Genomic DNA, 14,680 nt, shown 5'->3' with positions numbered 1-14,680 from the left:
GATGGTTCAGAAGCTGGCGGCGTCGAGCGCCATGGTCGAGGTCGAGCCCGAAGAGATGCGGGCAAGATGGGCGGCCGATTCCGGCATGATACGGTCCATGAAGAAGCGGCCCGTCGCAAGCTTGGCCTCGAGAAAAGCCGTGTCGCTCGTCTCTCCGCCGGCGAGTTTGTTGTTCGCGGCCTTGGCCATCTGGCCCCACATGTAGCCGAGGGCCACGAGCCCGAAGAGATGCATATAGTCAGTCGAGGCTGCGCCCGCATTGTCGGGCTTGGTCATGGCATTGCCCATGAGCCAGAGCGTGGCCGCCTGCAGATCGTTCAGCCCTTTCTTGAGGCCCTTGGTGAAAGGCGCCATGCGCTCGTCGGCGCGGTGCGCCTCGCAGAAGGCCCCGACCTCGGCGAAGAAAGCCTGGATGGCGCGGCCATTGTTCAAAGCCAGCTTGCGGCCGACGAGGTCGAGCGCCTGGATGCCGTTGGCGCCCTCGTAGATCTGGGCGATGCGCGCGTCGCGCACATACTGCTCCATGCCCCATTCGGCGATATAGCCATGGCCGCCGAAGACCTGCTGCGCCATCACCGTGTTGTCGAAGCCCTTGTCGGTGAGAACGCCCTTGATGACAGGCGTCATCAGGCCCATCCAGTCGTCGGCCGCCTCGCGCTCCTTGGCATTGTCCGAGAGGTGGAACAGATCGCCTTTCAGGGCGGTCCAGAGGATCAGCGCGCGGCCGGCCTCGTTGATCGCGCGGATGGTCATGAGCATCCGCCTGACATCGGGATGCACGATGATCGGATCGGCTTTTTTGTCGGGCGCCTTGGTGCCGGACAGCGAGCGGCCCTGGATGCGCTCGCGGGCATAGGCGACCGCGTTCTGATAGGCGATTTCGGAGATGGCGAGACCCTGCACGCCGACGCCGAGCCGCGCCTCGTTCATCATCGTGAACATGGCGCGCAGGCCCTTGTCGGCCTCGCCGACGAGCCAGCCCGTCGCTCCGTCATAGTTCATGACGCAGGTGGCATTGGCGTGAATGCCCATCTTCTCCTCGATCGAGCCGCAGGAGAGAGAGTTGCGCGCGCCGGCCTCGCCCGAAGCATCCGGCAGGAACTTCGGCACGACGAACAGCGAAATGCCCTTCACGCCTTCGGGCGAGCCCTCGATGCGGGCGAGCACGAGATGGATGATATTGTCGGAGAGATCATGCTCGCCGGCCGAGATGAAGATCTTCTGCCCGGTGATGCGATAGGATCCGTCACCCTCCGGCACGGCCTTGGTGCGCAGAAGCCCCAGATCGGTGCCGCAATGGGGCTCCGTCAGGTTCATCGTCCCAGTCCAGATGCCGTCCACCATCTTGGGCAGGTAGAGCTGCTTCTGTTCGTCCGTGCCATGCAGCTGGAGCGCGGCGATGGCGCCACGCGTCAGGCCGGGATACATGGCGAAGGCCATGTTGGCCGACGAGAGAAACTCGTTGACGGCGGCCGCCAGCGTATGCGGCAGGCCCTGTCCGCCATAGGCCGCTTCCGCCGAAAGCCCGCCCCAGCCCGCTTCGCGAAAGCGCGCATAGGCCTCGCGGTAGCCCTTGGGCGTGGTGACGGAGCCGTCCTCCGCGCGGTGGCAGCCCTCGCGGTCGCCCGACTGGTTCAAGGGAAAGAACACGTCCTCGGCAAAGCGCCCGGCCTCACCCAGCACCGCCTCCAGCACATCGGGGGAGACCTCCGCGAAGGCCGGCAGATTGTTGTAGCGCTCCAACCCCAAGACATCGTTCATGACGAACAGCGTATCGGCCACGGGCGCGTGATAGACCGGCATCGCAATTCTCCTCCCCGGATATGGCGATATTTGACGTTTGCGTAAACGTAAGTATGAACATAGCCAGCTTGGCGTGAGCGCGCAAGCGTCTTGCCCCGACAAGCACCTCGCTCTCGCAAGCGCCCCGCTTTGAGCAAGCGCCTCGCTCGCACCTCCATCTGCGCTCTTTTCGCTTGAGCGGAGCCTGCGGATTTGGAACACACGGGGCGACAGGGCGTGGGGCACCCACGCCGACAGGAAGCCCGCCCGTTCGAGGACAAACGCCCATGTTCCAGGATTTCGACGACAGGTCCGACGCTTCGCAAACGGCTTCGCGGGTCGAGCGCCTGCGCGCGGCGCTCCGCGAAGCGGGCGTCGATGGGTTCGTCATCCCGCGAGCCGACGAGCATCAGGGCGAATATATCCCGCCATCCTCCGACCGGCTGCGCTGGATCACGGGCTTCACAGGCTCGGCCGGCGTCGCGCTGGTTCTGCCTGCGAGCGCGGCCGTCTTCGTGGACGGACGCTACACCGTGCAGGTGCGCGTGCAGATCGACGCTTCCGTCTTTGCGCCCGAAAGCTCGGTGGAGACGCCGCTCGCGGCCTATCTGAAGGACAAGGCCAAGGGCCTGCGCATCGGTATCGACCCTTGGCTGCATACATTGGCTGAGGTGAAGTCGCTGGAAAAGGCGATGGAAGAGGCCGGCGGCGCTCTGGTTCTTCTGCCGCACAATCCGGTCGATCGCATCTGGCAGGATCGCCCGTTGCCGCCCAAGGGGCGCGTCACGCTGCAGCCGGTCGCCTATTCCGGTCTGGAGAGCGCCGAAAAGCTGGAGACGATCCGCGAGGGGCTGCGCAAGGCCGGGGCCGATGCCACGGTGCTGACCGATCCCTCCTCGGTCGCCTGGGTGTTCAATATTCGCGGCGGTGACGTTTCGCACACGCCCTTGCCGCTCTCCTTCGCCCTAATCCCGGCGGACGGGCGGCCGACCCTCTTTATCGACGCGGATAAGCTGGACGGGGAGGCGAGCGCCTATCTCTCCGGCCTTGCCGATCTCGAAGCGCCCGACCAGCTCGAAGGCGCACTCGCCCGTTTTGCGGACGAGAAGGCCGTAATGCTCGATCCGGCTCTTGCCGCCGATCGTCTGTCGCGCATCGTCACCAAGGTTGGTGGCCGCGTGATCGAGAAGGAAGACCCGGCGCGCCTGCCGCGCGCGCGCAAGAACGCGGTCGAGATCGAGGGCTCGCGCCGTGCCCATTTGCGCGACGGGGCGGCTATCGCCTCGTTCCTGTCCTGGCTCGATCGCCAGCCGGCCGGCTCGATCACCGAGATCGACGCCGCGCAGAAGCTGGAGGCGATCCGCACGCGCTTCGGCGAGGCCGATGGAATGCCGCTGCGCGATCTCTCGTTCGACACGATCTCGGCCTCCGGCCCGAACGCCGCCCTGCCGCATTACCGCGTCAATCGGGACTCGAACCGGACGCTGGGCGATGGCGAGATTTTTCTGATCGATTCCGGTGCGCAATATCAGGATGGCACGACCGACATCACCCGCACGGTCGCCATCGGCGTGGTGCCGGACGAGGCGCGCCAGAAGTTCACGCTGGTTCTCAAAGGCATGATCGCGATTTCCACCGCGCGCTTTCCCAAGGGCACGCGGGGCATGGACCTCGATCCGCTGGCGCGTATCGCGCTGTGGAAGGCGGGCTGCGACTATGCCCATGGCACGGGCCACGGCATCGGCTCGTTCCTGGCCGTGCATGAGGGGCCGCAATCCATCTCGAAGCGCGGCGTGGCGGTTCTGGAGCCGGGCATGATCGTCTCGAACGAGCCGGGCTATTATCGCGAGGGCGCTTTCGGCATTCGCATCGAGAACCTGCTTCTGACGCTGGAGGCGGCCGAGATCGAGGGTGGCGATCTGCCCATGCATGGGTTCGAGACGCTGACCTTCGCGCCGATCGATCGCCGTCTCGTGGTTCGCTCGCTCTTGAGCGAAGCTGAAATCGATTGGCTCAACGCCTATCACGCCGAGGTCGCGGCCCGCATCGCACCGCAGCTTGATGACGAGGAGGATCGCCGCTGGCTGGAACTGGCGACGCGTCCCTTGCCTGTCTGATCCGACAACAAGGCAGCCGTAGCGCTAGTGCTTCGGCTGCCTTGCGTTGAATGACTGCCTTATCGGCACAGGCGACGTGGCCCGTTGTTGGGCTGGAACGTGCCGCTCTCGCGGTCGAAGCTGCGATAGCGCGTCTCGCAATAGCGATACCAAGCGCCGCTGAAGGGGGCAGGGCGGCTGCTGGCCGCGTTCGGCTGCGGGCCATATTCGGCCTTGGCAAGCGCTGCGTTCTGATCGAAGCCGAGAACCGCGCCCGCCTGCACAAGCGGATCGGGGCGATAGAAGCCGGGAACCGGCGGGGCGGGGGTGGCGTAGTAGAGCGGCCCCGCGACGCCCGGCCCACCGAACTGGCCGACCGTCTTGCGATAATAGGGTCCGGTGACAATGCTCGGAACGATGGGGTATTGTGCATCCCGCGCATAGACGGGACGATTATAGGGATCGATCCCGACGAACTCTCCTGCAGACGCCACCGATGGGGCGAAGGCCCAGAGCCCAAGCGCCAGACACGCCGCGTTCATTCCCTTCGAGCCGAACATTCGCTGCCTTCCGTGCAAAGCTTGCGCCAAACTGTCGCTGGAGAAATGCGCCGTGGCTCCGCCAGGTTCCCGCTCCAAACGGAAACGGCCGCATCGAGGGATGCGGCCGTGCAAGAGATGGACAGGCTGGTGTCAGCGGCAGAATTGGCGCGGGCCGTTATAGGGCTGGAACGTGCCGGAGCCCGGATCGAAGGAGCGGTAGCGGGACGAGCAATAGCGATACCAGTCGCGGCTCCACGGGCGCGGGCCATAAGCCGGCGCGGCGTAGCGGGGCGCCGCATAACGTGGGGCAACATAACGCGGCTGGTTGGCGCTCGCGATAGCTGCGCCGACGCCGAGGCCCAGGATCGCCCCCGCGATGGCCGCGCCGCCATTGTTGTGACGGTGGCGATAATAGCGCGGGCCGCCCTCGTAATAACGGGGACCGCCGTAATATCCCTGCCCGCCGTAATAGCGGGGGCCGCCGTAGTAGCCCGGTCCGCCCCGGTAATGATGGCGACCATAACCGCCCCAATAGGGATCGGCCTTGGCGGTGGAAACGCCAACGAGAGGAACTTGGGCCGGCACGGCGGCGGGGAGCATGGTCAGCGCGATGGCCGCAGCCAGCACCTTGCCACCTAGCATTCTTACGATACGCATGGTTCACTCCGGCAAAGCAATGAATTTGCTCAAGGAACAGCTTTTCGCCTGAACGGTTCCTGAACGACCGCCGGTTATGAAGTCAGTCGATCATATTGTCGTGAATTCGCCCGCGCCAACGCGGGGGAGCGCCGGCGCTTGAACTCGTGTCAACTCGCGGCGGTGAGATCAAAAAACGACAAATTAAGAAAAAGTTGTTACCGGTTTCCTAATCCAATTGCGCCGCCGCGCCATCGGCGGCAAGACACGATCAGAAGCCGTTGCCTTCGGGGTCCCGTTCCATGACGTCACCTTTGACCTTTCTCTTCCGGCGCGGCCCGCTGCGGCCGGGTGCCCCTGAGAGCGAGGCCGTGGAACCGACGTTTCAGCAGCAACCGCAGCAGCCCAGGAGGGCGCCTCCTGTGGAGCAGCGCATGCCCGTTCAGCCTTCGATGCCGCCGCTCGACGGAATCGGCCAGCGCAACGAGATGCTGCGTGTGCGCATCGGCGAGATGGCCGAACGCCTGGGCGACCTGCGCACGCTGACCGACGATTTCGCCGAACTGATCGAACCTGTCGAGACCATCGCCGGCGAATTGTCGCACGCTAAGGCGCGCGTTCTCGAACTCGACGCCCTCCTGGCGCAGGAGATGGACGCCAACCAGTCGCTGCGCCGCGAGGTGGACGATCTGCTCGGCCGCCATTCGCAGGCCATGGCGGACCTGACCTCCACCACCGCGCGGATCGGCCGCCTGGAAGCGACGCTGCGCGAAAACGAGACGATGCTGGACGAGCAGCGCCTGTCGCTGCGCGAGCGCACCTCCCATGCCAACGCGCTGGAGCGCCAGCTTCTGGCCGAGGTCGAGCAGAACCAGTCGCTGTCCCTCGAAGTGAAGACGCTGCGCGCCGAAGCGCAGATTTCCGAGCAGGCTCTGAACGAAGCCGAGCGGATGCTCTCCGACACGGAGGAGCGCCGGCAGATTCTGGATGGCGAGAACCGCCGTCTCCAGAATCTGGCGGAGGAGCAGTCCGCCGAACTCGTGTCCCTGTCCGGCCGGCTCAACGAGCTGGAACAGCAGATCGACCAGAACCTCCAGTCGATCTCGATGCTGGAAGCCCAACTCGTCTCGGAGCAGGCCGCGCGCCAGCGGGCCGTCGCGCAGCACGAGGTCGATCTCGGCGCGCTGAAGACCGAGCGCGCCAATTCCACCATGAAGATCGAGACGTTGAACGCGCGTCTCGCCGCGACCGACCAGATCCTGGCGCAGGTGCGCAACCAGTTGCGCGAACGCGAGGAAACGGTTCGCTCGGCCGACCGCGCCGTGAAGGAAGCCTCGGCCGAACGCACGACGCAGGAGCGCCGCGTCGAAAGCCTGCGCGGGGACAATGGTCGTCTGGCGACGCTTCTGCAGGAGGCCGACAAAGGCCGCAACGAAATGGAAGCGCGCTGCGACATGCTGGTGAAGGCGCTGGCCGCCAAGGATGCGGCGCTGGAAAGCGCCAATTCGCGCGCCGCCAACCTGTCGGATCGCGTGGAAACGCTGACGCTGCGCTTCGAGCAGGAGCGCATGGCACTCGAGGTCGCTAACCGTCGCCTGATCGAAGAGTTGCAGAACGAGCGCGCCGAACGCACACTCGCTCAAGGCGCGCTCGATATCGCGCGGGAAAGCCGCTCGGCCCTGCAACGCCAGAACGAAAGCCTTAAGCGCGCCACGAGAAGCCGGCATGGTGAGTTGGGGGGAGAACTGCCGCCGGAGCCGCCGCGAGAAGGAAAGAGTTCGAACGTGCGGCCCTTCTCGGCGTTGGACAAGAACGACTGAACGCCTCCGGGCGTTTCGAAATGCGGTAAGGGACGAGGGGAAACGCAGGGATGACCATCAGAGGGAACGAGGAGATCGGCTTCAGCCTTCGCCAGAGTCTGGCCGACGCGGCGGACGAGCGAACCGGCGAGCCGAATTTCTCGCTGGTTTCGGCCGGCGCGGAGCCCAAGCGCGACTGGTCGGCCGCGCTCGATCTCGTGCGCGAAGCCAGCGAAGCCATTCGCATTCGCGACGAACGCGCGACCGAGATGGAAATCGAGCACCGGCTGGACGCCGAGCGCGCGAGCGAGGAAATCCGCGCGCTCCAGGAGCAGCTGGACGAGACCGAAGTCCGGCTGGCCGAGTCCGAGGCCCGCGCGCGGCGCGCCGAGGCCCGCGCCAGCGAGGCCGAAGCCTGGTTGGCGAAGATGCACGATGCCATCATCGGCAGCTTCAGCAAGGTCATGGGATCGGACAGCGATGCGCAGGTCGAGGCCGATCTGCGCGCCGCTTTCCTCAGCAATCGTGAAGGGGACGAAGAATGAGCGCGATCCGCAACGAGTTGGCCGGCGAAATCGAGATCGACGTGGCCCAGCCGGACGCGCCCTCGGCCCTGTTCGACACCACGGCCGAAGAGCTCAGTGCCATGTTCCGCGGCGCCGAGCCGCTGCCGCTGCGCGAGGGCGAAATCCCCGCGCCGGCTAATGAAGGCAGCGCGGTCGCGGTCGCGTCTTCGGGCGAATTGATCGAGCCGATGACCGGAACCATGCCGGTCGATGCGCCGGGCGGGGACTGGACACAGACTCTTTCCATGGTGGAGCAGGCAGCGGGCACGATCCGCAGCTACGAAAAGCGCTTCGCCCAATTGGAGAAGCAGAACCGCGCCCTGGCCGATCGCGCGGCCGAGGAGCACCAGCGCGCCCAGGCCCAGATTCAGGTTCTCGAAGAGCGCTTGAAGGCGGCCGACGAGAAGCTGGCCGGCGCGGAAGTCGCCTTGCGCAATTCCGAATACAACGAGTGGGAAACGAGCGTTCGCGCCAAGCGCGCGGAGCAGCGCGCCGAAGAGGCCGAGGCCCGCGCCCGACAGGCGGAAGCCTATCTGCGCCGCGTCCATGAGCTGATGGCTGGCGTGTCCTGATCCTACCGTCGTTTTGAACAGACGAAACCCGCCCTGCGCCTTCGGGAGCAGGGCGGGTTTTTCGTATGCCCACCCCCAGGGACGACGCGGCAGATCCGTTTGGCCGCCTGAGGTGAAGGCCGTCAGGCCGGCGTAACGAACCCGTCCAGCACCCGCTTCTGGCCAGCGCGGTCGAAATCGACGGTCAGCTTGTTGCCTTCCACGAGCGACACCGTTCCGTTGCCGAACTTGCTGTGGAACACGCGGTCGCCGACACCATAGGGGCTGGCTTCGTCGGACACCGATTTCGCGACCAGCGTTCCTTCGATTTCGCGCGGCCCGCCGCTTTGCGCCGAGGAGTAGAGCCCGCCGCCCTTGCGCGGCGGCTGGTTGGAGCCGCGCGAGTGCTGCGCGGAGAAGGCGTCGTCCATGCGCCCGGCGAAGCCGCTGCGCCCCTGAGAGCCTGCCCCACCATCCCGCGCAATATATTTGTCGGCCGTGCTGGCCGCGCGTGCGCCCGAGCCCGATACGCCGCCTTCGTTATATTCGATCTTGCGCCCGCGCCCGCCCTGATAGGTGTCGCCCATGCCGCCTGCCGCCTGCGCGCGCCGCCAGCCGGGGGTGCCATAGGAGGAGGCGGAAAAGGCGTTCGCGTCCCAGCGCGACGCGCCATAGCCGCCCATGCCGCCGGCTCCGTAGCCGCCATAGGAGGCGGAGGCCTCGATCACCTCGACATGATCTTCCGGCAACTCGTCCAGAAAGCGCGAGGGAATGGTGGATTGCCACATGCCATGGATGCGCCGGTTCGAGACGAAGGTGATCTTCACCCGCCGTTTGCCGCGCGTGATCCCGACATAGGCGAGGCGGCGCTCTTCTTCGAGGCCGGAGCGACCGCCCTCGTCGAGGGAGCGCTGATGCGGAAACAGGCCCTCCTCCCAACCGGGCAGGAACACGGTCTCGAATTCCAGTCCCTTGGCCGAATGCAGCGTCATGATCGATACGGCGTCGGTTTCGGCGTTCTGTTCGGCGTCCATCACCAAGGCGATATGTTCGAGAAAGCCCGGCAGGCTCTCGTAATCGTCCATGGAGCGGATCAGCTCTTTCAGGTTTTCGAGCCGCCCCGGCGCTTCGGCCGAGCGGTCGGCCTGCCACATCTCGGTATAGCCGGACTCGTCCAGAATCATTTCCGCGAGATCGGTGTGCCGCGTGGTCGAGAGAAGGCCGGACCAGCGGTCGAAATGGCGCAAGACCTCGGCCAGCGCCGCGCGCGGGCGCGGCTTCAGCTCGTCGCCCTGCACCAGATCGGCCGCGCCGGCCAGAAGCGGCAGGCCCTTGGCGCGGGAATATTCATGCAGGAGCTTGATCGCCACATCGCCGAGGCCACGCTTGGGCGTGTTGACGATACGTTCGAAGGCCAGATCGTCGGCCGGCTGGCAGACGCAGCGGAAATAGGCGAGCGCGTCGCGGATCTCCAGCCGTTCGTAGAAGCGCGGACCGCCGATGACGCGGTAATTCAGGCCGAGCGTGACGAAGCGATCTTCGAATTCGCGCATCTGGAACGAGGCGCGCACCAGGATCGCCATGTCGTTGAGCTTATGACCCTTGTGCTGAAGCTGCTCGATCTCCTCGCCGATCGTGCGCGCTTCCTCCTCCGAGTCCCAGCCCGCATTGACCGAGACCTTCTCGTGCTCGGGATCGTGGAGGTCGGTGAACAGCGTCTTGCCGAGCCGGTCCTCGTTGACGGAGATGAGGCCGGAGGCCGCGCCCAGAATATGGGCGGTCGAGCGATAGTTGCGCTCCAGCCGGATCACGGTCGCGCCCGGAAAATCCTTCTCGAAACGCAGGATATTGTCCACCTCCGCGCCGCGCCAGCCATAGATGGACTGGTCGTCGTCGCCGACGCAGCAGACATTCACGGCGCTTTGGCCGGCGTCCCGGCGGGAATCCGACATCTGAGCCAGAAGCCGCAGCCAGAGATATTGCGCGACGTTGGTGTCCTGATACTCGTCCACCAGAATGTAGCGAAAGCGCTTGTGATAATCGGCCAGAATGTCCGGGTGGTCGCGGAAGATCGCGATGGGATGGAGCAGGAGATCGCCGAAATCCGTCGCGTTCAGCGTGGAGAGGCGAGCCTGATAGGCGCGGTAGAGTTCGCGCCCTTTGCCGTTGCCGAAGGAGCGCGCATCGCCTTCCGGAATCGTATCGGGCGTCAGGCCCTTGTTCTTCCAGCCATCCAGAAGATTGGCGAAGGTGCGCGCCGGCCAGCGCTTGTCGTCCAGATTCTCGGCTTGGAGCAGCTGCTTGATCAGGCGGATCTGATCGTCCGTATCGAGGATCGTGAAGTTCGACTTCAGCCCCACCAGTTCGGCATGGCGGCGCAGGATCTTGACGCCAATCGAGTGGAACGTGCCGAGCCAGGGCATTCCCTCGACCTCGCCGCCGACCAGAAGGCCGATGCGCTGCTTCATCTCACGCGCGGCCTTGTTGGTGAAGGTCACGGCCAGAATCTGCGAGGGATAGGCGAGGCGCAGCTTGAGAATATGGGCGATGCGCGTCGTCAGAACCCGCGTCTTGCCGGTGCCCGCGCCGGCCAGCACCAGAACCGGCCCTTCCGTCGTCTCGACCGCCGCGCGCTGCTCGGGATTGAGACCTGCGAGATAGTCGGGCGCGGGCGCAGCCACGGGCCCGCCGCGCGCCGCAAGGGCTCGGGCGGCGATGCCGGAGGGCTTCTTCGGGCCGGGGGCGGACGGATCGGAGAGTTCGGTCATGCCGACTACTTAATGGATTCTGCAGGGAACACTAGGGGAACATGTCGGCGGCCTTGCGGCAAAGAGGGGAGGAGCGCGTGGCACGTCGCCCCGCCCTTGTGGAGAGAGAGGGGCTTCTAAAGCGCGATCTTAACCGCCGCGCGCCAAGCCGCATGACCGGCGAGCGCCAAAACTGTTAGGATTTCCGAAAGCTAGGGCCAGCGGCCCGAATGATTCGACATAAAGGGACCTGCGGGCTTGCGGCTGTTCATCATCCTCGGCGGCGTCTTGATCGCATGTCTTCTGGCGCTCTGGGTCGGCCCGCGCTTCGTGGACTGGACGACCTATCGCTCGGCCTTCGAGACGGAAACCTCGCGCCTGCTCGGCCAGCCGGTCGAGGTGCGCGGCGCGGTGTCGGCGCGGCTTTTGCCCTTCCCCTCCATTGCCTTCAACGATGTGGTGGTGGGGGATGCCGGCGATCCGATCCTGACGCTGAGTGCGTTTCGGATGGACGCCGAGTTGGCGCCCTTCTTGTCTGGCGAGGTCCGCATTTTCAACACGGAGATGGACCGGCCCAATTTGTCGCTTGATATCGATAAGGCCGGACAGGTTCGCTGGCCCGTCGCCGCCTCGCAGCTTCCCGCCAATCTGCCGGTGGTCTTCGAAAAAGTGCGGATCGCCGGCGGCTCCGTTGCTCTGACCGATCAACGGGTGGATCGGCGGATTCAACTGAGCGACATCGACGCCGATCTCTCGGCGCGCTCGCTGCTCGGCCCGATCACGGGCGCGGGCACGCTGCGTCTCGACGGCCGGCTCCTGCGCGTCAGCCTCTCCACCGGGGTTGCGCCCGGCGACGGGACGCTGCCTCTGCGCGTCACCGCCGAATCCGACGCGCCGAGCCTGTCGGTCAGCCTGTCGGGGACCGCATCCCGCGTGCCGGGCAAGCCCATGCTGGACGGGACGATGACGTTCCGCACGCCTTTGGCCGTGCAGAAGGAGCGGGCGGCGGGGCAGGGCGAGACCGGGAGCGCGTCCACGCCGCCGATCCAGATGCAGGCGGGTTTCACGCTGTCGTCGCAACTCGTCGCCTTGTCCGATCTGCGCGCCTCGGTCGGGGCGGCAGAAGCGCCCTATCTCGTCACCGGCGCGGCGAGCCTGAATTTCGGGCCCATTCCGCATTTCGACGTCGACCTGTCCGGGCAGGAAGTCGATCTCGACCGGCTCGCGCCCGCCGAGAGCACGAGCGGCACGGTCCCGAGCCTGTCGGAGCGGATCGCCGGCATTCGTGAAGCGCTGGCGCGCCTTCCAGCCAGCCCCTTGCCCGGCCGTCTGCGCCTGTCGCTGCCGATCGTGACGATCGGCGACACGTCGATCCGCGATGTCAGCTTTGCCGGCTCGCCCTCGCAGGAGGGCTGGTCGATCGACAAGCTGAGCGGCGAGTTTCCCGGCCGCACCCTGGTGGAAGCATCCGGCCTCGCCGATCTCAGCGCCAAGCCGGGCTTTCGCGGCTCGCTTCTGGTGGCGGCGCGCCAGCCGGCGAGCTTCTTCGGCTGGGCCGGGCTGGGCGGCATCCCCGCGCTGGCGCAGCTCGATCAAGCCGGCCTACAGGCTAAGGTGAATCTTAGCGCGAGCGACCAGAGCCTCGACGATTTGGAACTCAATCTCGGCGGCCAGACGCTGCGCGGCGCGATCGACCGCGCGGTGCGCCCCGAAGGCGTCACAACCAATGCGGAGCTGCGCGGCGGTGCGGTGGATCTCGAACCGCTGCTGGCGCTGGCCCGGCTTCGCCCGCAGCCGGCGGGCGGTGTTCCCGAGCGCATCGAGCTGCAATGGGCCGCCGGCCCGATGCGCTACGCTGGCGTGGTGGCCGATCATGTCGAGGCGGATATGGCGCTCTCGGGTGACGCTCTCGATATCGGCTCCTTCGACGCGGACGGCTTGGCCGGGGCCGATCTTCATGTGGAAGGCACGGTCGCGAACCTTTCCAGCGCGCCGGTGCCCGATCTCAGCCTCGATGTTTCGGCCGATGAGCCGGCCCGCTTCCTCGCCTTCCTGCGCGCGCGCCTGCCGGACAGCCCGCTTCTGCAACTGGCCGATGCGCGAGCGGCTTCGCTCGGGCCTCTGTCTCTAAGCGGGACCGTCTCACCCACCGCAATCGCGGGGCGCACCGATCTTGTGGCCGAGCTTGCGGGCACAGCGGCGAGAACCGATCTCACCGTGCGGCTGGCGCTCGAAAACGGTCTCGCCGCCGCCTGGAAGGACGGCAGCTTCGGATTGGAGATGGGGCTGCGCAACGAAAAGCCGGTGGAGCTTCTCGGCCAGCTCGGCATCTCCGCGCTCGACCTCGGCGCGCCCGGTCCCTTGTCGGTGCGCCTCACCAGTTCCGGCAATCCTGGCGAGGGCGCGGCGGTGTCGCTGAGCGGCGAAGCGCCCGGCAGCCGCGTGGCGTTGGAGGGGACGGCGACGCTCTCGCCAGCCGGGCTCCGCTCGCTCGACGGACGCCTGACCCTCAGCAGTGACGACGCAGCGCTTTGGCTGACGACGCTCGGCATCGCAGCCGGCCAGGGGCTCGAGACTCTGCCGGTGGAGGGCGGGGCACAGGTTCGCTGGTTCGGCGGCGATTGGGTCTTGAGCGATGTTCGAGGGCATGTGAACGGACAGCCTGTCGAGGGGCAATTGTCCGCCGCCGGCGGCAGCGACATGATTGGCCGCCTGAAGCTCGACCACCTCTCGCTGGACTGGCTCCAGACCATCCTCACCGGCATCGTTCCCGAGGGGGAGGGCGTGGGAGCGCGCGCCTTCGCCGCGCCGCTTCTGCCGCAGCGGCCCCTCCGCCTGTCGCTGGAAGCCGGCGCGCTGGAGGGTGCGCCGGTTGAGATGACCAATATCAGCGCGCAGTTGAACAGTTCCGCGACCGAGCTGTCAGTGCCGACCTTCGTTGCCAGGATCGGCGAGGGTCGACTGGAAGGGCGCGGCCGATTCAGCAATGTCGGCGGTCTGGTCGGCACGGAGTGGACGCTCGATGTCGAGGGGCGTCCGGTCCGGTTCGGGGAGGGCGAGAATGCCATCCTCTCAGGTGTTCTCGGCGGTCGGTTGAGTTTCAAGGCGGGCGGCCAGAGTTTCGATGCGCTGCGGCTATCGGTGGACGGAACCGGCGAGGCGACTCTGACGGATGCGAAGATTTCCGCGGTTGCTCCGAGCCTCATGGGTTCGGTGCTGGAGGAAGCCGGCAAACCGGGCTTCTCGGCGACATCGGACGCCGTGACGCGTCTCGTCGACGCCGCTCAGCGCGGCCAGAGCCTGACTGCGAGTTCCATCACGGCTCCGCTGCGCCTTGCCAATGGCGCCTTGCAGATCGGGCCGATCCGTCTGGACGCAGCCAGAGAGGTCTTGTCCGGGGAGGCCCGCATCGGCCTCGCCGATCGCGCTCTGTCCGGTCGATTCGAACTGGCGCTGCCCAAGCCCGAGGAGGCGGACGTGGTGGACGCGCCCGATCCCGCCCTGATCTACGACCTTTCGGGAACGCTCGCCACGCCGCGCCGGGCGATGGGTGTCGAGCCCCTGACCAGCTATCTCGCCTCTCGCGCCTATCAGTTGGAGCAGGCACGCGTGCGGAGCTTGGAGGAGGCGCTGCGGGAAACGGTTCGTCTGCGCCGGGAAACGCGCTTCTACGAGGCGCGCGAGAAGACCCGTCAGACCCTTCGCGACGCGCGCATCAAAGCCGAAGAAGACGCGCGCCGAGCCGAGACCGAGCAGCGCGAACGCGAGGCGGCAGAGGCGGAACGGCGGCGCGCCGAGGAGGCGGCCGCGCGTCCTCAACCTGCGCCGCAGCGCTCGGCCCCCGCGCCGGCCGCGCTCGAACTCGAAGCCCCGCCCGTCGCCGTGCCGCCGCCGCAGCCGAGTGAAGGCTTCCGCAATCTGCCGGGCGTCGAGCCGCTTCAGCGGTTCTGAAGGCGCGCTT

The 14,680-nt window shown here is 66.5% G+C and carries 9 protein-coding genes; 5 read left to right on the top strand and 4 right to left on the bottom strand.

Features of this window, described 5'->3' with window-relative positions; translation table 11 throughout:
- Positions 1-6: 6 nt before the first annotated feature.
- The gene (locus tag AUL36_RS00710; RefSeq protein ID WP_062216906.1) at positions 7-1,803 is read right to left on the bottom strand and encodes an acyl-CoA dehydrogenase C-terminal domain-containing protein; all 1,797 of its coding nucleotides are present in this window, start codon (positions 1,801-1,803) and stop codon (positions 7-9) included.
- A 266-nt stretch (positions 1,804-2,069) separates the two neighbouring features.
- Between AUL36_RS00710 and AUL36_RS00705 the strand changes: the two genes are divergently transcribed.
- Entirely contained in the window at positions 2,070-3,899 is a 1,830-nt protein-coding gene (locus tag AUL36_RS00705; protein WP_062216903.1) for an aminopeptidase P family protein, read from the top strand.
- A 59-nt stretch (positions 3,900-3,958) separates the two neighbouring features.
- On the opposite strand, the gene AUL36_RS00700 is transcribed toward AUL36_RS00705, so the two are convergent.
- Together AUL36_RS00700 and AUL36_RS00695 are read right to left on the bottom strand one after the other, a co-directional pair.
- Positions 3,959-4,438: a BA14K family protein gene (locus tag AUL36_RS00700; protein ID WP_062216900.1), complete on the bottom strand. Its 480-nt coding sequence runs from the start codon at positions 4,436-4,438 to the stop codon at positions 3,959-3,961.
- Between the two features lie 132 nt (positions 4,439-4,570).
- Positions 4,571-5,077 carry a BA14K family protein gene (locus AUL36_RS00695; protein ID WP_153003758.1) on the bottom strand — a complete coding sequence of 169 codons (507 nt, stop codon included), beginning with the start codon at positions 5,075-5,077 and terminating at the stop codon, positions 4,571-4,573.
- Between the two features lie 413 nt (positions 5,078-5,490).
- On the opposite strand from AUL36_RS00695, the gene AUL36_RS00690 reads away from it, so the two are divergent.
- The 3 genes from AUL36_RS00690 to AUL36_RS00680 are packed head-to-tail and all read left to right on the top strand — an operon-like array spanning position 5,491 to position 7,993.
- Positions 5,491-6,876, top strand: coding sequence for a chromosome partitioning protein ParA (locus AUL36_RS00690; RefSeq protein WP_153003757.1), 1,386 nt, complete (start codon positions 5,491-5,493; stop codon positions 6,874-6,876).
- A gap of 50 nt (positions 6,877-6,926) precedes the next feature.
- Positions 6,927-7,400, top strand: a complete 474-nt coding sequence (locus tag AUL36_RS00685) for a hypothetical protein (RefSeq protein ID WP_058600667.1) — start codon at positions 6,927-6,929, stop codon at positions 7,398-7,400.
- Positions 7,397-7,993 carry a hypothetical protein gene (locus AUL36_RS00680; protein WP_062216897.1) on the top strand — a complete coding sequence of 199 codons (597 nt, stop codon included), beginning with the start codon at positions 7,397-7,399 and terminating at the stop codon, positions 7,991-7,993. The genes AUL36_RS00685 and AUL36_RS00680 overlap by 4 nt, the downstream gene beginning before the upstream one ends.
- A 122-nt stretch (positions 7,994-8,115) precedes the next feature.
- Here AUL36_RS00680 and AUL36_RS00675 read toward each other — a convergent pair whose 3' ends face one another.
- Entirely contained in the window at positions 8,116-10,740 is a 2,625-nt protein-coding gene (locus AUL36_RS00675) for an ATP-dependent helicase (protein WP_062216894.1), read from the bottom strand.
- A 237-nt stretch (positions 10,741-10,977) separates the two neighbouring features.
- Here AUL36_RS00675 and AUL36_RS00670 point away from each other — a divergent pair, with 237 nt between their 5' ends.
- Positions 10,978-14,670, top strand: coding sequence for an AsmA family protein (locus AUL36_RS00670; protein WP_062216891.1), 3,693 nt, complete (start codon positions 10,978-10,980; stop codon positions 14,668-14,670).
- Positions 14,671-14,680 lie beyond the last annotated feature (10 nt).

It is taken from the genome of Aureimonas sp. D3 (genome assembly GCF_001463805.1).
GTDB lineage: Bacteria > Pseudomonadota > Alphaproteobacteria > Rhizobiales > Rhizobiaceae > Aureimonas > Aureimonas ureilytica_A.
Note: the sequence above shows the minus strand (reverse complement) of the source record. Positions and strands in the feature narration are given on the sequence as shown.